This window comes from Sphingobacterium sp. (assembly GCF_039596235.1).
GTDB lineage: Bacteria > Bacteroidota > Bacteroidia > Sphingobacteriales > Sphingobacteriaceae > Sphingobacterium.
Window position 1 is genome coordinate 218,753 of record NZ_JBCNKE010000008.1, and the last position, 19,219, is coordinate 237,971.

Annotated in this window: 15 protein-coding genes; 5 read left to right on the top strand and 10 right to left on the bottom strand. The window is 42.4% G+C overall.

Going from position 1 to position 19,219, the window contains the following annotated elements:
- The first annotated feature begins 107 nt into the window (after positions 1 to 107).
- A complete protein-coding gene (locus ABDW32_RS17035) occupies positions 108 to 1,589 on the top strand; it encodes a PLP-dependent aminotransferase family protein (protein WP_343564532.1) in 1,482 nt (493 codons plus the stop codon).
- 418 nt (positions 1,590 to 2,007) lie between these two features.
- Here the strand turns inward: ABDW32_RS17035 and ABDW32_RS17040 are convergent, their stop codons facing one another.
- The 3 genes from ABDW32_RS17040 to ABDW32_RS17050 all read right to left on the bottom strand — a co-directional run bounded on the left by ABDW32_RS17040 (position 2,008) and on the right by ABDW32_RS17050 (position 6,060).
- A complete protein-coding gene (locus ABDW32_RS17040; protein WP_343564534.1) occupies positions 2,008 to 3,978 on the bottom strand; it encodes a transglutaminase domain-containing protein in 1,971 nt (656 codons plus the stop codon).
- A gap of 248 nt (positions 3,979 to 4,226) precedes the next feature.
- Complete coding sequence (locus ABDW32_RS17045; protein ID WP_343564536.1) at positions 4,227 to 5,495, bottom strand: carboxypeptidase-like regulatory domain-containing protein; 1,269 nt, start codon at positions 5,493 to 5,495, stop codon at positions 4,227 to 4,229.
- Positions 5,482 to 6,060 (bottom strand): sigma-70 family RNA polymerase sigma factor, encoded by a 579-nt coding sequence (locus ABDW32_RS17050; RefSeq protein WP_343564538.1) that lies wholly within the window; start codon positions 6,058 to 6,060, stop codon positions 5,482 to 5,484. Before ABDW32_RS17050 ends, ABDW32_RS17045 begins: the two co-directional genes overlap by 14 nt.
- An 80-nt stretch (positions 6,061 to 6,140) precedes the next feature.
- Here ABDW32_RS17050 and ABDW32_RS17055 point away from each other — a divergent pair, with 80 nt between their 5' ends.
- Positions 6,141 to 8,000 carry a von Willebrand factor type A domain-containing protein gene (locus ABDW32_RS17055; RefSeq protein ID WP_343564540.1) on the top strand — a complete coding sequence of 620 codons (1,860 nt, stop codon included), beginning with the start codon at positions 6,141 to 6,143 and terminating at the stop codon, positions 7,998 to 8,000.
- A gap of 267 nt (positions 8,001 to 8,267) precedes the next feature.
- A complete protein-coding gene (locus ABDW32_RS17060) occupies positions 8,268 to 8,678 on the top strand; it encodes a hypothetical protein (RefSeq protein ID WP_343564542.1) in 411 nt (136 codons plus the stop codon).
- Positions 8,679 to 8,804: 126 nt separating this feature from the next.
- Here ABDW32_RS17060 and pstB read toward each other — a convergent pair whose 3' ends face one another.
- From pstB to ABDW32_RS17080, 4 genes are read right to left on the bottom strand one after another with little or no spacing between them, the layout of a single operon-like run.
- Positions 8,805 to 9,551: a phosphate ABC transporter ATP-binding protein PstB gene (gene pstB / locus ABDW32_RS17065; protein ID WP_077437549.1), complete on the bottom strand. Its 747-nt coding sequence runs from the start codon at positions 9,549 to 9,551 to the stop codon at positions 8,805 to 8,807.
- Positions 9,541 to 10,398 carry a phosphate ABC transporter permease PstA gene (gene pstA / locus ABDW32_RS17070; protein ID WP_343564712.1) on the bottom strand — a complete coding sequence of 286 codons (858 nt, stop codon included), beginning with the start codon at positions 10,396 to 10,398 and terminating at the stop codon, positions 9,541 to 9,543. The genes pstB and pstA overlap by 11 nt, the downstream gene beginning before the upstream one ends.
- Positions 10,388 to 11,278 carry a phosphate ABC transporter permease subunit PstC gene (gene pstC / locus ABDW32_RS17075; protein WP_343564545.1) on the bottom strand — a complete coding sequence of 297 codons (891 nt, stop codon included), beginning with the start codon at positions 11,276 to 11,278 and terminating at the stop codon, positions 10,388 to 10,390. The genes pstA and pstC overlap by 11 nt, the downstream gene beginning before the upstream one ends.
- A gap of 5 nt (positions 11,279 to 11,283) precedes the next feature.
- Positions 11,284 to 12,135 (bottom strand): PstS family phosphate ABC transporter substrate-binding protein, encoded by an 852-nt coding sequence (locus tag ABDW32_RS17080; RefSeq protein WP_343564547.1) that lies wholly within the window; start codon positions 12,133 to 12,135, stop codon positions 11,284 to 11,286.
- 229 nt (positions 12,136 to 12,364) lie between these two features.
- On the opposite strand from ABDW32_RS17080, the gene ABDW32_RS17085 reads away from it, so the two are divergent.
- A complete protein-coding gene (locus ABDW32_RS17085; RefSeq protein ID WP_343564549.1) occupies positions 12,365 to 13,684 on the top strand; it encodes a hypothetical protein in 1,320 nt (439 codons plus the stop codon).
- Between the two features lie 81 nt (positions 13,685 to 13,765).
- Positions 13,766 to 14,503, top strand: coding sequence for a hypothetical protein (locus ABDW32_RS17090; protein WP_343564551.1), 738 nt, complete (start codon positions 13,766 to 13,768; stop codon positions 14,501 to 14,503).
- A gap of 70 nt (positions 14,504 to 14,573) precedes the next feature.
- Here the strand turns inward: ABDW32_RS17090 and ABDW32_RS17095 are convergent, their stop codons facing one another.
- The 3 genes from ABDW32_RS17095 to ABDW32_RS17105 form a co-directional block, all read right to left on the bottom strand.
- Complete coding sequence (locus ABDW32_RS17095) at positions 14,574 to 15,236, bottom strand: DUF6266 family protein (RefSeq protein ID WP_343564553.1); 663 nt, start codon at positions 15,234 to 15,236, stop codon at positions 14,574 to 14,576.
- Between the two features lie 347 nt (positions 15,237 to 15,583).
- Positions 15,584 to 17,476, bottom strand: coding sequence for an alpha-L-fucosidase (locus ABDW32_RS17100; RefSeq protein ID WP_343564555.1), 1,893 nt, complete (start codon positions 17,474 to 17,476; stop codon positions 15,584 to 15,586).
- Positions 17,477 to 17,522: 46 nt separating this feature from the next.
- A complete protein-coding gene (locus tag ABDW32_RS17105; RefSeq protein ID WP_343564557.1) occupies positions 17,523 to 19,217 on the bottom strand; it encodes a RagB/SusD family nutrient uptake outer membrane protein in 1,695 nt (564 codons plus the stop codon).
- Positions 19,218 to 19,219 lie beyond the last annotated feature (2 nt).

Genomic DNA, 19,219 nt, shown 5'->3' on the forward strand with positions numbered 1-19,219 from the left:
TTATTAAAAGATAGGGTGTGAATCCCACATTTTCAGCGGGCTGTTTTTCAGCTGAATTGCAAATATTACAGTTTAAAGTTTAACTTTGGTAGTCCGAAATAAATATAATGAGTAGTCCGGTTAGTATAGCTTTTCATTCCATTATCAAGATAGATCGCCGTAAGGAAGATGCGGTATATATACAGATCGTCTATCAATTTATCAATGCTGTCAAGCGGAATCTGTTGGAGGACGGGGACCTTCTTCCTGGGAGCCGGAAGATTGCAACAGAATTAAAGGTGCACCGGAAAACGGTCGTGGCCGCACTAGCAGAATTGCAGGCACAGGGTTGGGTAGATATCCTACCCAACAGGGGCACTTTTGTGAAAAATCCGGAACCTCTGAGCTCAGGAGTGGCAGCGATTGAGGTTTTTAGGCAGCCGCCAGATCGGGCTCCGTATCATTTTAGAAGGGAATTGATCCTGGATACACCGGTAATGGAAGTCCCCGAAAAATATTATTTTACCGACGGCACCCCGGACTACCGTGTGATCGATACAGAAGAACTGGTTCGTTTTTACGCTGCCATGGTGAAGCGGAAAAAGAAGAGCAATGAATTTCTGGCTACCGCCGATGGAAATCTGTTTTTTAGGGATCAATTAAGTTATTATCTCAATTTGACACGGGGATTCCATCTCTCCCGAAATTTTTTATTGCCTATTGCCAGCAGGGAACAGATCTTTTCTATTTTGTCGCGCCTACTGATTCAGCGTGGAGATATTGTGCTGGTCGAAAATCTTAGCTATTTTTTGCCGAACATGATCTTTAGCCAGGCCGGAGCGAAGTTGAAAACGATTCCTGTAGATGCAATGGGAATGAATATTGACTATATCGCAGATCATTTTGCCCCTGGAGAGATCAGGTTTGTTTATATCAATACGAAATGCCAATATCCCACAACAGTAAGCCTTTCTGAAACGAGGAAAATACAGCTGTTGCAGTTGGCCGAACAGTATGATTTTATCGTCATCGAAGATGATGTTGATTTTGAAACCTCGTTGATCAAAGATAAAGGAGAATCTCTCTTTCGTAAAAATGGAGGGCATAAGGTGATTTATACCGGGACCTTCGGCCGTTTTTTGGATCCAGGTTTTCAAATGAATTTTTTGATTGCTCCTCAGGATCTTCTGGAAGAGGGCAAAAAATACCTGAACCTTTTTGGTAAACCCAATTTTATGATTGAAAAAACATTGGGAGAAATTATCCATCAGGGTGATATCTTTCGGTATCAGCGAAAGTTTCAAAAAGTCATTGCCGAACGGAAAGACTTATTTGCAGCGTTGCTGTATACCTATTTTGAAAATAAGATCGTTTTTGAGGTTCCGGTTTCGGGATTGGCTTTTTGGGTAAGGTTTAATGTTGGTTTTTCATTGACCGCTTTACAGGAAAAGGCCAAAGGAAAGGGATTGCTGCTGCCGAGCAACTGCCTTTACCAGAATCGCACAGTGACAGCCCTGCGTTTGGGTTTTGCTCATCTCGAGGAAAAAGATATGCGCGATGCGATCAGTCTGTTGTATGAAGCCTATAGCGAGATGCTCGGAGTTATATAACCGATAGTCCCGCACTTGGCTTTTGCTCATCTCGTTAAGAAAGGAGCGAGCTGTACTCCGGGGGGGCTTACATCTTGAGGAGGTACCATAGAAAAAATGAACAGTGAGGGAACTGTTGCTTTATTCTTGGTGATAATAGAAAAAATGAAAATGTAAAAGAAAGAAAAAGCCCGGAGAGGAATCAACCGGGCTTAGAGATTATATAAGGGGAATAATACTTGCTAAAAAAGTGAAGACCTAGTCTTCATCGGTGATAATGTCATCACCATCTAACTCGAAACCTTCACCAAGGAAGGTATACTCTAGTTCGAATAATTCTGAATCTTTAATCATTTTTAATTCTTTTTTGTTATTCAAATTTAAGCCCCCTATTTAAGCTTATCGTCAATATAACATGAAGTTTTTGTTAAGGCGACAACTAGATTTTTTTTAGTGAAATATCCAGCTTTTGCGCCTGAATGATCCGGCTAAAAAACTCTTTTAGATCAAAATATTCTTCAGGCAGAAACAAGGGTTTGTTAAATTGTGTTGCGCTCTCAATAAGTAGGATATTCGGATCGGAATTGCTGACTTTAAAAATATAGCGGGCTGCCCGTTCGGGGAGCGCCATACTGATGTTCTTTAATTTTGTCTCGGGGGCATATGCATACCCTTTTGGCAATTTGATTTCCATATAGTTCTCTTCGTGGATCAGCGAGCCGAAATCAATTGGGTAATTGCGCTCCGTTAGATTAAATGGATTTTTGGTTGTTTTGCTGTCAATATACGGGTTGAAAGCGAGCTGGTCATTTTGTAGGCTGGCAAAATTTTCAATCTCGATTTCAAATTCTTCGGCGAAAGGTTTGTCCAGAGAATCCCGGTTGGAAACTTTAAAACTATTGATTTTGATACGGTTATTTTCCTCATCCAATTTTTCGTAAAATTCCTCTTCGGAATTGCTGCCCTGTAGGCGTTCACGCATGCGTGAAGCCGTATAGCCATTGCGGGAGGTGACCCATTTGCCTTTTAGCGTACCATTCTCCATCAGCTCACCAAAGAAGAAATTACTTTGAGAGGCGGGAAGTTTGGACTCCAGTTTTACCCAGTCGGATTCTCCGGTCAGCGGGATGGAACGACCTTGGTAGTTGACACATTTTAAGGGGATATTGCCGAAGGGTTCATAGGGCGAAGTTGCGTCCAATAAATAGTATTCTTCGCCGATTTTCATCTGAGCGACAACATGGTTGAATTCCGATAATGCGGGTGCATACAGGCCAGCATAGCCGTTGTCGCGTGTGGATAAAATAACTGGAATAGCCTCTAACTGGGCGTAACGCAATGCATTGACCAGTCCGAGATTGATGTCGGCACTATTGCCGGTTCTTTTTTCAAGCGCCTCTTTGATATTTTTCGCATATATCGAGTGCTTCTTGTTCCATTTGATCTGTTTCTGAAAGTAGGCATAGAGACGGGATGCTTTTGTGATATCATTATTCGCGCCCTGCAGCACAGGTTCGATAAATTCTTTTAAGGCTCCTTTGCGCTTGATCTGACCACCAAAACTTTCATCTTCGACCAATTTTTCCCGTACATTCTCCCAAGTCAGGGAGAAGTCCTTTGTAGGTCCCATAGGGAAGCTATAGCGCCCGAGTTCAAAAAAGAGAATAGACCGGAAGTTCTTCGAGGAGGTCATATAATCTTCGCTGTGGAAGGCCGGAATATTCTCCATGATATAGGTCGTTTTATTACCGAGGATTTCACCAACTGAACTTTCTAATCCTGTATTATAATTCTCGGTTTTGCGGTCTTTAATGGGAAATCCACCCTTCAAATTAGACTTGTAATGACATATTTCGGGTATACGGGTGACATATTCGCTATATATTTTGGGGAGTTCTTCCTGAAATTCCCAAGCATTGAGGTTAAAAATAAAAGGGGATTCCGTTTTGTAGCGATATTCAATAATTGTTCCTTCCTGAACCTGTGGGATTGCGGCTTTGGTCAGGGAAATGTTTTCCGAAGAATTTTCATTGAAGATATTTGCCTTTGTCATCTCTGTTTCAATGACTTTATCCCCTTCGAGGTGATAGGAAGCCCCCTTGATGTCAGTGACAACTTCACGTTCACTGCCACTTTTGTAAAGTGCAATCGTGAAGTTCGCATGTTCATAACCTTCCTTGTTCAATATTTTGATCCGGACATGCTTTAAAAATTCCACAACCAGGCCTTTCTGCGAAGTATAGTTGACCTGTGCGGAACCATATTCCCGAATGACAAAGGCATTGGCGGCAGTATCCAACTTGCCAATATCGATGGCGAAATCTTCTTTTTTTACCTTACCGAATGAAAAATCCTGGGCATGAGCCCAAAAACTGCCGAGAATAAGCAGACTGGTGAAAAAGCCTTTCATAAAAAGTCACTATATGGTTAAGAATTATAGTGCTAATGTATGAAATAATCTTAGATTTTATACATTAAAATTTTTGCTTTAATCGCTATCGGGTGCCTTTAAATAGTGTCTTGCATTAGGTGTGATTTCGCGCAGGCCTACTGAAGCAGCTAGGGTAATTGGCAGGGGGATGAGCGAAGCTGTATCTTAGCGACAGGATTTCAGAAAGCGCTTTTTTTTTGCAAGTTGCCGTTCTGGCCTGATGAGTTTTAATACCTAAAATCAAATGTCAGCGAGACATACCGGTTGTCCCCACCTTTCCATTTCGGTCCCGAGAGTAAAATTTGCTTGGCCTGGTTGTCCAGATACTCATTTGCACTCTGTAGGATTGTGATATTGGACGGGAATCCATCTTTATCGATATCGAAATTCAGGCGTACGGTGCCCTCATAGCGGCTGTTAGCTGTTTTCTTTTTAACGTAATTATTAAATGACTTCCATCCCCAGACAGGTTCTGCGCTCTTTATTTTTCGTGCGGACATGGTCGTTACCACGACCTCTTCCAGGCTCGCACTGGAAGGCTGCAATTTTATATTCAGGTTTTTGTTGCGGCGCATATTCAGCGCAACTGTATTATAACCTACAGCCATGATATCGACCAATGAGTCCACGGTGCTTGGCTGGATGGTGGCTTTTCCCTGGGCATCAGTATTTGTTGCCAGTTTACTATTGGGCTGTATGATGGTAACTCCCGATATTGGTAGGCCAGTTTCTTTGTCACGTACAGTGACCTGTAGTGGGCTACCATAGGTTTGCGGAGTTACATTGACACCGGCGACACGACCGGCGAGCGCATTGCTCTGATTGGGCTGTTGCCCACGGATCATAACCGTACTTCCGGTTATATTTTTTTTCGACTTAGGAACATAACCAATTACCTGAACACTATCTAACATCTTAGAATCACCTATAGCTCGGTCCCTGTGGATGCCGCTATTCATCTTTTCACTCAAAGCGATTCGGATCGGGGAATCCTTATGCACCGGAGCGGCTTCTTCCGTATATCGAGGTAGGCCTGAGGGCTTATTGTTGTCCGCCAGCCTAGGGCTGTCCTGCTCTTTGCTATCTGCTGCGATAGGCGAAGAGGTCGTCGTATCGTTCTGTGGTTTGGATTTCGGTGCGGGCACATCTACCGGTACAGCAACATCTGCGGTGCGCTGTTGTTCAGATGTATTTTTCTGTTGTTGGAAGTAGAGTATCCCGACACTTAAAACAGCGACTACGGTAGCTGCAATGGCCAATCGTTTCCAGTCGAAGACTTTTATCCTGGCTTCTTTTTTATCCGCGATGCGCTGCGCAATGCGCGCGTCAAGTTCGGAAGCAACAGTACTGTTTTGATCCATTTCTATACCCATAAGAATATCGGCCAACATGGGATCACGTTGGGCCTCACGTTCAATGGCATACATCTCTTTGGGAGAAAGTTGACCGTTGACGTATTTCTTTAAGTATGCTATATCATAATTACTGTCGCCCATTCCAAGCCTCCATGCAATTTTTTAAATTTCGCTTCCCATTCTGGATATAACTTTTTACTTCATTTAAGCTATATCCTGTCGAGTCGCTGATCTCTTTGTAACATTTTTCCTCCAGAAAAAAGAGTCTGACGGACTGTTGCTGTTTGTCCGGTAATTTTTCCAGGCAGCCTTCCATTGCAGTCAATTGTTCCTCTTTTTCATCCTGTTGTTCATACTGATGCAGATCTTCGGGATATTTCACAAATTCATCCAAAGAAATTTGTGGTTTGTTCTTTTGGGCCCTTAGATACATCAGGCAATGGTTTTTGCCAAGCACATAGAGCCATCTCGGAAAGTCTTTGATTTCTTGCTTATTGACCTTGTAGATAAGCTCTTCAAAAATATTCATTACGGCATCCTTGCTCAGTTCTGGATCTTGAAGGTACCTTAGGCAGACATAATAGACCATCTCGGCATGTCGTTGATAAAGGTCTCCCAATACCTTGAGATCTGTGGTCTCCTGATATTGCTGCAAGAGCTCCTGGTCTTGCGTGGAATCCTTTTTTGACGACTTGAATGCGAACATTTTATTTGCTAAAAATATTTTTTTTTTCTGGTTTATGGAAATTTAATATTCGACGCATCCCTTGACAAAATTTGAACGATATGAGAACAATACTTTTTTTAATGAGCATGTTGCTATCCCTTGGTGGATATGCCGGTCAGCAATACGAAGTGAAAGGTAAGGTGACTGATGCAAAGACAAAAATGGCCTTAAGTGCTGTTGTGGTCACAAATGTGGAGACTAATGCCCGTACAACGACCGACCGTGACGGAAATTATCAGATCCAGGTAACATCCGGTAAAACCACGTTAGCGTTCAGCTCACTTGGTTATATTACTCAACGGGTTAAGGTAAAGGGAAAGGCGACGATGGATATTAGTATGGTACAGGATAACCGTGCACTGGAAGAGGTTGTTGTTGTGGGCTATGGTAAAGTTGCGAAAAGAAATACAATTACCGGGAATGCCTCTACTGCATTAGCAGGTCAGGCACAGGGAATCTATATTCGTGGTGCTTATATACCGGAACAAAGCCAGGAATCGTATCAAAAAATCAAAGAAAATAAGTTTATCAATCCATTGAAGGAGCCGTTGTCGACATTTGCTGCAGATGTGGATGCTGCTTCATACAGCAATGTGCGCCGGTTTATCAATGCAGGCAGTTTGCCTGATCAGGATGCTGTACGCGTTGAGGAGATGATCAATTATTTTCAATATCAGGTGACGGGACCGAAGAATGGCGATCCAGTGAATATTGTTACCGAATTGACCAAGGCGCCTTGGAACGAGGCACATCAGTTGATGCGGGTGACTTTAAAAGCTAAAGATATCCCGACAGACCAACTCAAAGCCTCTAACCTGGTTTTCTTGATCGACGTATCAGGATCGATGATGGGCCCAGGTCGCTTACCATTGGTAAAATCTTCCTTGAAAATGCTGGTGGATCAGTTGCGTGATATCGACCGTGTGGCTATTGTCACTTATGCCGGTTCAGCGGGGGTGAAACTGGAGAGTACTAGCGGTAGCCAGAAAATGAAAATCAAAACAGCCATAGACGAGCTGGAGGCTGGGGGAAGCACTGCTGGTGCTGCAGGAATCAAAAAAGCGTATGAGATTGCCCGGGAAAACCTGGTCAAGGGTGGCAACAACCGGATTATCCTGGCCAGTGATGGTGATTTCAATGTAGGCGAAAGCAGCGATGAATCTATGGAGCAACTGATCAGTAAAGAGAGTAAATCCGGTGTTTTCCTGACCGTGCTTGGCTATGGTATGGGAAATTTGAAAGATAGCAAGATGGAGATCCTAGCAGATAAAGGACATGGTAATTACGCTTATATCGACAATATTTCCGAAGCACGGAAAGCCATGGTGACCGAATTTGGCGGGACATTATTTACGGTAGCCAAAGATGTGAAGATTCAGGTTGAGTTCAATCCGAATTATGTGCAGGCCTATCGCCTGGTCGGTTATGAAAATCGTTTGCTTGAAGCCGAAGATTTCAATAACGATCAAAAAATGGGCGGCGACATGGGCGTGGGACATGTGGTTACAGCGCTGTATGAAATCGTTCCTGTAGGTGTAAGCTCAACGATGGTCGGAACGGTAGATCCATTGAAATACCAGCAAAATTCAACTAAGTATATTGAGGTCAAAGGCAACGGAGAGTTGGCAACGGTCAAATTCCGTTATAAGGAACCGGATGGCGAAAAAAGTAAATTGCAGCAACAAGTAGTACAAGCTAAGGTAACCGAGTTGAATAAGGTCAGTGAAGATTTACGTTTTGCAACGGCTGTGGCCGAACTGGGGCTGTTACTTCGTGATTCGGACTTTAAACAGCAAGCTAATTTTGACCGTCTAATTGCACGTGCGAAGGCAGCAAAGGGAACCGATAATGAGGGCTATCGTGCTGAATTTATCCGAATGGCTGAAAATGCACGGGATTTATCGAAAACGAAATTGTAAAAGGGATTTGGAATACACACTGAGTTACATCAACATTCGAAAGAAAATTGTTTCTGACCAGTAATAAAATTGCTGGTCAGAAACAATGGAGTAATGAACATCCCCTTTACTTCCTGTGGCTGATTTCCGGACTTGCCTTAAAACTGGTTGATTGTATGTTATGAAATTTTCAAACAATGTATCTTTATCACGTTTTTTTGTTTCAACGAATAAATAAATTTGAGATAATAAAATGGGGAAAGTGGAGTTTATTAATAAATTTGAAGCATGAAGAACTTCCTATTAATATGTTTTCTCTTTTTTGGAGCACACAGTGGCTTGGAAGCCCAAAATACAACGCTCAACAAACAGCAGACCATGGCCTACATCAATAAGCTGTATAAGATTGCCTATCGCTATAAAGAAACCAAAATTGATACGGTTACGGTGGATGGCAAAGTCCTGACTGTTTTTCTGTCTACTGGTCAGCATTACAGAAGCGATCTGTCGAAATCCGAACCGCTCGTTGTGGCACGTGTAAAATCAGGTTATCAAATCCGTTATAAATCTGCCGCGAGCACCGAAGAGATCCTTTGGGCTATCCAGACCGAAGATGATGCCAAACGTTTGCAAAAAGCCTTACAGCATTTGATCGGGATATTAAAAACCGAGAAAAAGACGGATCCTTTTGGAAGCTAGGATCAGCCTATTGTTGCTTGACTAAACTCATTTATCTTTTAGTACGTTCGGCAAAACTGGAACTTGCGGAACATAAGAGAAAATCTGGAATATGCACACAAAAGGTGTATTTCGGATTGTCAGAGATTAACCAAAATGCCCGCTGATATAATTACGCGTAGTTTCGTGTTGCGGATTATTAAAAATTTGATGCGTATCGCCTTGCTCAATTATTTCCCCGAGATACATAAAGACCGTTTTGTCGGCGACACGTTGTGCCTGTTGCATATTATGGGTGACAATAACTATCGTATATTTTTTTTTCAGATGATGAATAAGTTCCTCGATTTTCAGGGTACTCACTGGGTCCAATGCGGAGCAAGGTTCATCCATTAAAATAATTTCGGGACGTAGCGCTACCGCACGGGCGATACAGAGCCTTTGTTGCTGTCCCCCAGAAAGCCGTGTGGCGGGCTTTTTTAAATCATCTTTAACCTCCTCCCAGATATAAGCTTCTTCCAATGCTTTTTGTACGGTCGCCTTATCCGCAATCAGATTATTAATCTTAAGACCATAGCTGATATTTTCGTAAATACTTTTTGGAAAGGGATTGGCTTTTTGGAATACCATGCCTATACGTTTACGGAGATCAGTAACCTCTATATCTTTTTGATAGATCTCGCGGCCGTCCAGCTTGATATGTCCCTCGATTCTGGCCTCCGGATAGAGGTCATGCATGCGGTTAAAACTTCGCAAAAGGGTGCTCTTGCCGCAGCCCGAAGGGCCTATCAGCGCCGTAACTTTGTTTTCTTCAAATTCGATATTGATATTCTTCAACACCTGTTTGCTCCCAAACCATAGGTTGAGCTGTTCTGCGACCAATTTACTTTTCATTATTTCTAAACTTATACCGGATATAGAAAGCTGTTAAATTCATAAGGAACACCACAATAATCAGCACCAATGCTGTTCCGTAGGCGATGGGCCTGACTTCTTCGATAGACTGATGTTGTGTTGATAACATATACAGGTGATAGGGTAATGCCATAAACTCCTGATTAAGGTTGCCAAAGGAATTGGTGATATAGAATGCGGCTCCCGTAAAGAGTATAGGCGCTGTTTCACCAGCTGCTCTGGACAATGTCAGGACGATGCCAGTTAGTATACCGGGCAAAGAGGCGGGAAGTACCACATCTTTGATGGATTCGAATTTGGTGGCTCCCACAGCCAGAGCGGCCTCACGCATGCTTCGCGGAATACGGAGCAGGGCCTCTTCCGTCGTTGTGATAATATAGGGAAGGGACAAGAGCCCTAGGGTCAGTCCGGCGGATAGAATCGACGTCCCGAAATTCAACGCCTGAACAAAGAGTGCTAGACCAAACAAGCCATAGATAATGGATGGGACACCGGATAAATTGCGGATTGAGGCCCGGATTGTGCGGGTCAGCCAAGTATTCTCTGCATATTCGTTGAGATAAATGGCGCAACAGATGCCAAAGGGAATGGAAAATATTGCCGTGATCAAGGTCAGAAATACGGTTCCGATGATCGGGGTGAGAATACCGCCCTGTGTCATGCCATTGGTGGGCAGCTCAGCGACAAATTCCCAGGACAGTACCTGATAGCCCTTGCTGAAAATATCGTACAGGATCACGCATAAAAAGAAGCAGACAAGTCCTGTGGAGAGGAGAAGTGTAGTCCATTCGACAATAGGTGCCAGTTTTTTGAATTTACGCAGCATGGTATTTTCTAAAGCGGTTGATAAAATACTCACCAATCAGATTGGCCACTAAGGTCATAAAGAATAAGACAATCGCTATGGCAAACAAGGCATAATAATGCGTGGTCTGATAGGGGACTTCCCCCATTTCGATAGCGATAGTTGCGGTAATGGTTTTGACCGAATCAAAAAATCCTTTGGGAAATATCGCGGCATTCCCGGTAGCCATCAATACGGTCATGGTTTCGCCGATGGCTCTTCCGAGTCCGAGCATGACTGCTGCAATGATTCCTGGGACCGCTGCAGGAATCGTAATCTTACGGAGTGTCTGCCAGCGCGACGCGCCAAGGCCATAGCTCGCTTCACGGTACGTTTGCGGTACTGCATGTATGGCATCTTCGGAGATGGTAATAATGGTTGGAAGAGCCATGATGGCCAATAAGATTGCGCCATTTAATGCGTTCAGTCCGTTGGGTAGATTGTTTAGATCTGCTATTCCAGGACCAACCAATACAATTCCCAAAAAACCGATTACGACCGAAGGGATTGCTGCAAGCATCTCTATGGCAGGCTTTAAAATAGTCTTAAGTTTGGGACTTGCATATTCGGAAATAAAAGCTGCAGTACCTACACCTAGTGGAATGGCAATCAGCATCGCGCCCAAAGAAACAATAGTGGTACTCACAATTAAAGGTAGAATGCCGTAAACGGGTTCTGCTGCTGTGGGGTTCCATTGGCTTCCGCTGATAAAATCCAAAGGCGAAACTTCCAGAAAGAAAGCGACCGCGTTATAGAGCAACATAAAGAAAATGCCTCCTAGAAGCACAAGTACCAGATATCCGGTAGACTTGAATATGATTTTGGCGATCTGATCGATGGCTATTCGTTTTTTGTACTGCATGTTATTTAATGAATAAGGTAATAACCTGAGTTTTCAATAATCTTCGTTCCTTCCCCTTTGGTTTCGAATTGGATAAACGACAGCACCTTTGGCCATGACTTTTCGGGAATAAATTGATAGAGGGGGCGTTGGAAGAAATATAACCTGTTTTTTATCGCTGCTGGATCTAAGGGCGATATCGCATTGGAATTGACATCATTTTTAATTTTCAATACCTTGATCCCCTTGTTATCTTGAATTTTTTTGGAGATATAGCCCGCACCGACATAGCCGATACCTGATTTGTCGATTTTGATGGCTTCCAGAATCTGTGCATTGCCGGTCATTTCCTTGGCCTTTTGGCTGTAGACTATTTTCAGTTTCTTGCGAATAAATGAATAGGTACCCGAACTGCTCTGTCTGCCATAAATATTGATCGGAATGTTCCTGCTGGAAACAGATTTCCAGTTTTCGATCTCCCCACTCATGATTTTTGACAGCGTTTTCACATCAATCTCCGAGATCGGATTGTCGCTATGCACCACAAAAGCGGTAGCATCTTCGGCAAAGACAACGGTTTTGAGGTCTATTTTTTTCTTTCTGAAGAGCGCCTGTTCTTCTTCGGTCAGCGGCCGTGAGGAGTTGGCGATATCTGCCTGCCCATTCAATAGGGAAGTAATGCCGAGCCCAGAGCCCCCACCTGAAATAGCCATGCTGAAGCTTGGATCGGTCCTGTTGTATGCTTCCGCAAGATTAACGGCAAGATTGACCTCCGTATCCGAACCTTTCATTTTAATGGTATGATCTGTATTGCCACAGGACCATAACAGGAGGCTGAAACTAATAACTACCGTATAAATAATGCGATTCAAAGCCATGTCATTCATTCTTACTAAGTTAAACAGAACAACAAGGATTTTGTGTTAGCACAATGTTATCTTATTATGAAGTAATATTCCGTAAATATATTTTTACGTTGATGTATTCGCCATATTTTTAGTTAATTTAGGTAGAGCCACTCAGCGAGGTTTTTTCTGAGGGTATAATCAAAAATAAACGAACAGGATAAGCATCGATCATTGCGAAAGCTGACCTGAGATATAAAAAATGGCTAACAGATTTCTAATTGACGAACAGACAAAAAAAGACCTGCAACTCAGCAGTACTTTTGGACGGAGTGTTCTTGACTTTTTCAGCAACACAACGACGGACGGAGGAAGTCGGGTATTGCAAAGTTTTTTTTTATCCCCGACGACCAATCTAAACCTGATTTCGGAAAGGCATAGTAAGATAAAACGTATGTTGCCATTCGTGGATCATTCCTTTTATTTTGATAAATCCATACTTTTGGACCTGGAAAAGTTTTTGGTCCCAACTCCCAACGCGAAGTCTTTCCTTTATGTGCTGAACGTATTCAGAGTAAGTTCTCCAACGTATTTTTATACCAAGCGATCGATGATCGAAATCGTTGATGTATTACTTAACTTTCATCGATTTTTAGCTGTGGTAATGCAGGTAAATGACGATGCGGATATTGCCGAATATTTCGAAAAATCTAAATACTGTTTAAAGAAGATATTAAAAACCGATAATTTCCGTAGCGCTAAACTTCATGTCACTCATTTTAACTTTGATATTTATAACCATATTATTCGCTGTGATTTATTGAAGGAACTTAAATCCATTTTGGGCTTTTTGTACGAAACTGACGCCTATTTAGCAATTGCAAAATCCTTCAGGGACAAAGTCCATTGTTTTCCGGTTTTTACCAAAAAGGGGGAAACGGGGAAACTCTGTATTGCGGGATTATACCATCTTTTTCACTCGAAGCCAATACCCAACGATATTTTTATGGCGCGCTCAGAGAAGGTCTGGTTTCTTACAGGAGCCAATATGGCTGGTAAATCCTCCTTAATCAAGTCGATAGCAATAGCTGTTTACTTAGCCCATATCGGTTTTCCTGTCCCCGGCCTCGCCATGGAAACGGATGTACTGGATGGATTATTCACTTCAATCAATATAAACGATAATATAGATTTGGGCTACAGTCATTTTTATAATGAAGGGATTCGGCTTAAAGAAATCGCAGATCAGCTACAGCCTAAGTCAAATGCCCTGATCATCCTGGACGAGCTGTTTAAGGGAACGAATAACGAAGATGCTTCACTGGCAATATTTGAAGTGATGAAATTCTTTACTGTAATTGATGGGCCATTCGCGATTGTATCTTCCCATATTGCAGAGTTGGCTGAAAAGCTAAAAGGGCTGAGTAACATTAGTTTTAAAAGACTGAATATTGAGAAAGACCATGAGGGCTTACCCTTTTTTACCTATAAAATCAGTGACGGGATTGCCTATGAGCGTCTGGGAATGTGGTTATTGAACAAAAGCGGCGTATTTACTTCTTTTCAGGAATTAATGAAATAACTTTTGTTAGATTATTTATTAAAAAGGATTAAAAAAATGGATGGGCATCATGGATCTGGTATAGCTATCATTTGAATTATTATGAGGATAAGTGCTTCTGTTAGATCTTTAGGTTTGTTGTTGATCGTTGGGTTTAGTTACTGCACTTTGGCTTATGGCCAAAAACGAGCCGTTTATAGTGGAACTGTTTTTTCTTCGGATACCAGTTTATTGCTACGGGGCATCAACATTTTAAATTTGAACTCAAAAGAACGTAATGCGTCTGATGCATATGGAAATTTTGCGCTGGATTATAAATTTGGCGATACGCTTGAATTCAGACATGATCACTGGGAAACGAAGCGGGTTTTTGGCGACAAGCTGACAGATTCTATCTTTCTAAGGAAACGGTCTATTGTTCTTGACGAAATTGTAATTACCAGAAATCGGCGCATTAAAGAAATTGATGGACTCGAGGATATACAGAAGGAAAAGAATAAGAAAGCTGGTATCTATTATGGTGGAAGACCGCCCATCGCGCTCCTAAATCCTTTCGGCGGGAAACCGATCACTTTTTTTTACGAACTTTTTAGTAAGAATGGAAAACGAGCTAGAGCGATGGAGAAGAATATCCAACTTGCGATTAAGGAAAGCAAAATAGACAGTGTATTTAATAAAAATGTTGTTAAAATGAGTACTTCCATAAAAGATGAGGATTTGATGACTTTTATAGAAGTGTATAGACCGACTTTTGAGCAGGTGCAATCATGGAATACATATGATCTATATCGCTATATACAAAAAAGCTATGAATCATTTACCTCAGCGAAACGGGAGTAAAAAATTCTATTTACTACTATACGGCATTTGTTTCATTGCTTTGATAGAGAAGGTTTCCTGTTACAAAAAATCATTCTTTTTCTGCAGTAATTTTGCCGACATAAACGCTGTTCATACTACGATTGCTGCCATCTGTCGCTGCGAAACCCAAATAGACATGAAAAATTGAGCTTTCACTGATCTTAGGTAGATCGATCAACTGGGATCGGTGTTCGATGCTATTACCCAATAGCAGTCCATTTGATTGATCCATTGAATTTTCAGGTAGTAAGAGCACCATGGCCCTAAAGTCAGTTAATTCATGGTTCAGCAGTTCCTTAGTTATTTTGGGTTCCCATTTGATTTCGAGTTTATGGTCTACGATCTCGGTGGATGTGGAAACAATAAGATCGTCCAATCCTCTACTGATCGCAAATTTTTCATAATTGATGGCAGGCCCCTGTGCCCCCATGAAGACGGCATGTTCAAGATGATAGGACATAGCCGCATTAAAAGCGGTCATGTTTTCTGCATAATGCTGAAAACCTAAGCGGAAAAATTTTGTAAATGGGGCCAGAAAAGTTTGTGTAAAGCCAAATTTACCCCTGTTTTTTTCCTCACTGTCCGATAGTTTTCTTTTTTTTCTGACTTTAGGAAGGGAACGTACATAGGTGATATCCTTCCATTTGCAAAATACGACAGCGCCAACTTTTCCGGAGGGGGCACCGTTTGCTCCATTATTTACTCGTGCCATAACTTTTATAATTGGTTTGAAGCTGTTAACAGACAAGTGGGGGAAAGGTTTGCTTTAACTCCTAGATTCATTGTAATTTAATTGATACAAAATAGGGGTGTAATAGGGAGTTTATACGCCCTTATCCGAATAAGGTCCGAATGAGGTCCCTATTATGTCCGAATAAAGTCCCTATTAAATTACAAGAAAGGCCCCAGTTGAATCCTCCATGTTCGCCATCTTTCATTTGGAAAATTTATAGTGTGCTCCTGCTGATCTCGCAAAAAAAACAGGCATTTCGCCTGTTTTTAAAATTGTAAGTAGTTGAGGTTTTCTGCTTATTATAGTTTTTACCGTGTCACTGGAGCCTATTTATACAAACTAAACTCCGCAACAGAAAATGATTGTCCGACCGTTTCTTTGGGGGTGAATCGAATGTATTTTTCTCGAATCGGTGTCGTTAAATGAATAATCTGCTCAACTGGATTGGCTTGGATATTGGAAAACTCGCCTGTATTGAGCGTAGTCCATTTTTTTCCATCAGGACTGGTAGCTATCTCATATTTCAGCACCATTCCCTTGGACTTTCCGTCCTGGCGGGGGAGATATCCCAATGCAGTGATGGTTTGTTTTGATTCAAATATAACAGCTTCCTTAGACCCCTCAAAGAGTTCTATTGACTTTGGGTCTGTATCTATGCTCTTGGGCATTTTTGGAATGATTTTGATGTCACTGCTTGCTAATCTTGTATAATCGGCAGCTGTATTTTCAAAAGCAAAGGGTTCGGTAAATTCCTTGAATAAGCCGAAGTCACTTAAGGTAGGAGCAACAGGCGCATAAAGACTAATTTTTAATTTTGTCGCTTTTACTGGGTGTTCCAGTTTAATCAAGCGATTACCACCGATACTGGTCGCTGTGGCTAAGCGTTCCCACTGACCATTTACTTCCCTCTTGATGACGACGCTATCTAACCGTTGCCCCAATTTGATATTTTCCCTTAAGCGAATCAGGTCAAACTCTTTGGCTCCCGCCAAGGTGATTTCCAATTCGGGAGTTAGAACAGCATCATCAGAAGCATAATAGCTGTATCGGTCGTCGTCCAAAATGAGGTTAGCGGCAAACTTCTTCGCGTTTGCACGTAGATTGGATGCTTTTACGGTAGCCTCCTTTGCAAGGTTTGTTTTGAAGGTTTCTCTCAGTTTTTTTCCGAAAGCCTGTAATGATTTGACATCGTTCTCGTGCAATTGGCCCTCTGGCATAGGTGCTAACCCGAGGTCCAGAGCGGCACCTCGCCCCACTGATTTCAGGTAAATAGAAAACAATTGATCCGGTGTTTTTACCTGGTTGTCTTCGGTTTTATGGTAAAACCAACCATGCCTTAGGGGCACATCACATTCTGCAGGAATCCAATATTGGCCGTTTCTTGTGCCCGATGGAGACTCTTTGTAGTCCACTTGTCCCGGAACAGCCTGGTGTCCGTCTACTCCTTTGGGAGAAAAAGTCGCCCAGCTTGTTTCAGCTGCAAATCCACTTTCATTTCCTACCCAACGGATGTCAGGCCCAATGTCTGAAAATATGACCGCCAAAGGTTGCTTTTTTCGAACAATAGGCCATGTTTTTTCATGCCAGGCATAATAGGTGGCCCGATCAATTTTGCGTTTCTCATTCTTACCACCGTAGTACCCGTCACCACCGTTGGCACCATCATGCCAGGAGGTGAATAGATCCCCATAATTGCTCATCAATTCTGTCAATTGTGCCCGATAAGCATCTGCATATGCCGCTGTACCATAACGTGTATCATGTCTATCCCAGGCGGATAAATAGAGTCCAAATTTTAAGCCCTGCTGCTGGGTCGCTAGCATAAACTCTTTGACCATATCTCCTTTGCCACCTTTCCAGGGAGAACTTTTTATGCTGTATGATGTTGTTGTCGTAGGCCATAGGCAAAATCCATCGTGGTGTTTTGCCACGGAAATAATACCTTTAAATCCGCCTGCTGCGGCAGCACTTACAATCTGTTGGGCATCAAATTTGGCCGGATTGAAAATCGATGGATCCGCATCGCCAAAACCCCATTCCTTATTTTGGAATGTTGTTGGGGTGTAATGGATCAGGCAATACATTTCCATCTCCTGCCAAAGCAACTGTCTTTCCGTAGGAAGCACACCATAGGGTTTGGGCGCTTCCTGTGCAAACGATATGGACGGCACGATCAAACTCAAAAAACACCCTAACAATCTTTTATTTCGTGTATTCATTATTTTTCTAAATTTATTGAAATTCCAAAGTGTTATTGCTTACTGATTACCAGCCAGGATTCTGTTTATATGCTCCGGGCTTGCCCTGTGTCAATGTAATCTGATCCAGTGGCAGAGGTAAATAATAATACTTATCGTTCCATTGGCGGCCGTTGGTAAAATTTGTGTTTACGATGATGAGCGCGTTATTGTCAGTGGCAATTTTGCTTACATCATAGGTATATTGACTGCGTAAACTGGCATTGAGCTTCATTCCGCGAACAGTTTTAATCCCTTCGACTAATTTACCTGCTTTCCATCGCTTGATATCGTTAAAACGAAATCCTTCGCCTATCAGTTCAATGCGTCGCTCTCTCCGGATTTCATAGAGCAAAGGAGCAACAGCATAACCATAATTCAATGCATTTGGATCGGCCTGTACCGACGTTGTTAGCGCTGGCATACCTACCCGGCTGCGTAATAGATTGATGCTCTTGTCCAGATCCGCCTGTGCAATCGTGCCAGCAATTTCATATTTCGCTTCGGCAAAGTTCAACAGTACTTCCGCATAGCGAAAGATAAATGCGTCTATGTCGGATTGGTTGGCAACAATTTGCGCAGGATCGCTTGACCGGCCTTTAATCAACCAATAACCACTTGAGGTTTGAGATGTTCCGATATTGGGCAATCCATACGTGAGTACGGGGTTGGTGTTGTATACAAATCCCGGTGTCGCAATAGTCTGTCCGTAACGGGGATCTCTATTTTTTACTTCATTGGCAGGAGTTCCATCATCATAGGAATAGGAAGTCAAACCAATAGGTTTTCCATCTTTAAACAGATAGGAGTCCGCTAGGTCCTTGGTCGCTCCAGTATTACTTTCTCCAGATTGGCGGGTGTAATTTTGCGTTGTTGTCCCAATGATATATGCCCAATGCATGATGGACTCTGGATTGTTTTTAAGATCCTGTTGGACAAATAGATTATAGTAGTCCTTATCAGGATTGCCTGTTGTATATAGCTTATATCGTCCTGAATTGATCAGTGCTTCAGAGGCAGCGAGCGATTTTTGTAACATCGGAATTTCGTTACCAAGTTTATGATATTTTCGAAATGTTCCTTCCCATAAAGCAAGCCGTGATAAAAGTGCATTGGCATTATCTTTATTCAGACGGCCTGTCTCTTCACTACCTTTATTAGGTAAATTTTGCACGGCAAATTCCAGATCTGTGATCACTTGGTCCATGACCAGATTGCGGTTTACACGTGGCCCATAAAGTTCTTCGGAATTGTCTTCCAGGTCTGTCAGAACCAAAGGGACGTCCCCAAAATCCCTTACCTTTTGCCAATAGAACAGTGCCCGAAAAAAACGGACTTCAGCAGCATAAAGTGCCTGATTACTGGTCTGCGCATTTTCATAACGTTTGAGGAAATAATTACAGCGGCGGATATTTAACCAGGCGCCAGCATCCCATCCCCCTCCAGATGCAGGTATGGCATAGGTGCCACCCAAAAGATCATTCGAGGTAGAAGGCAACATGTTGTCTGAATTATTATCCGATCTATAGTCATTTACCTGAGGCAAATTATTATAAAATGTGTTTGCGTAGAGCTTTAGGTCATTTTCGGTTTTGAAGTAGGTCGGTTCGCTGAATTCACTCTGTGGAAAACGATCGAGGAAGCCATCGTTTTTACAACTAGACAATGCGAGCAAGGCACCGAAGACAAGCGTTATATGGCGTATATTAGTTATCTTTTTCATGA

What these genes read in the sequence shown, in the direction of transcription:
- pstB (WP_077437549.1), bottom strand. Translation starts at nt 9,551, where the DNA reads ATGAAAAGTAAATTGGTCGCAGAACAGCTCAACCTATGGTTTGGGAGC.
- pstA (WP_343564712.1), bottom strand. Translation starts at nt 10,398, where the DNA reads ATGCTGCGTAAATTCAAAAAACTGGCACCTATTGTCGAATGGACTACA.
- ABDW32_RS17035 (WP_343564532.1), top strand. Translation starts at nt 108, where the DNA reads ATGAGTAGTCCGGTTAGTATAGCTTTTCATTCCATTATCAAGATAGAT.
- ABDW32_RS17095 (WP_343564553.1), bottom strand. Translation starts at nt 15,236, where the DNA reads ATGGCACGAGTAAATAATGGAGCAAACGGTGCCCCCTCCGGAAAAGTT.
- ABDW32_RS17060 (WP_343564542.1), top strand. Translation starts at nt 8,268, where the DNA reads ATGAAGAACTTCCTATTAATATGTTTTCTCTTTTTTGGAGCACACAGT.
- ABDW32_RS17100 (WP_343564555.1), bottom strand. Translation starts at nt 17,476, where the DNA reads ATGAATACACGAAATAAAAGATTGTTAGGGTGTTTTTTGAGTTTGATC.
- ABDW32_RS17090 (WP_343564551.1), top strand. Translation starts at nt 13,766, where the DNA reads ATGAGGATAAGTGCTTCTGTTAGATCTTTAGGTTTGTTGTTGATCGTT.
- ABDW32_RS17080 (WP_343564547.1), bottom strand. Translation starts at nt 12,135, where the DNA reads ATGGCTTTGAATCGCATTATTTATACGGTAGTTATTAGTTTCAGCCTC.
- ABDW32_RS17045 (WP_343564536.1), bottom strand. Translation starts at nt 5,495, where the DNA reads ATGGGCGACAGTAATTATGATATAGCATACTTAAAGAAATACGTCAAC.
- ABDW32_RS17050 (WP_343564538.1), bottom strand. Translation starts at nt 6,060, where the DNA reads ATGTTCGCATTCAAGTCGTCAAAAAAGGATTCCACGCAAGACCAGGAG.
- ABDW32_RS17085 (WP_343564549.1), top strand. Translation starts at nt 12,365, where the DNA reads ATGGCTAACAGATTTCTAATTGACGAACAGACAAAAAAAGACCTGCAA.
- pstC (WP_343564545.1), bottom strand. Translation starts at nt 11,278, where the DNA reads ATGCAGTACAAAAAACGAATAGCCATCGATCAGATCGCCAAAATCATA.
- ABDW32_RS17105 (WP_343564557.1), bottom strand. Translation starts at nt 19,217, where the DNA reads ATGAAAAAGATAACTAATATACGCCATATAACGCTTGTCTTCGGTGCC.
- ABDW32_RS17040 (WP_343564534.1), bottom strand. Translation starts at nt 3,978, where the DNA reads ATGAAAGGCTTTTTCACCAGTCTGCTTATTCTCGGCAGTTTTTGGGCT.
- ABDW32_RS17055 (WP_343564540.1), top strand. Translation starts at nt 6,141, where the DNA reads ATGAGAACAATACTTTTTTTAATGAGCATGTTGCTATCCCTTGGTGGA.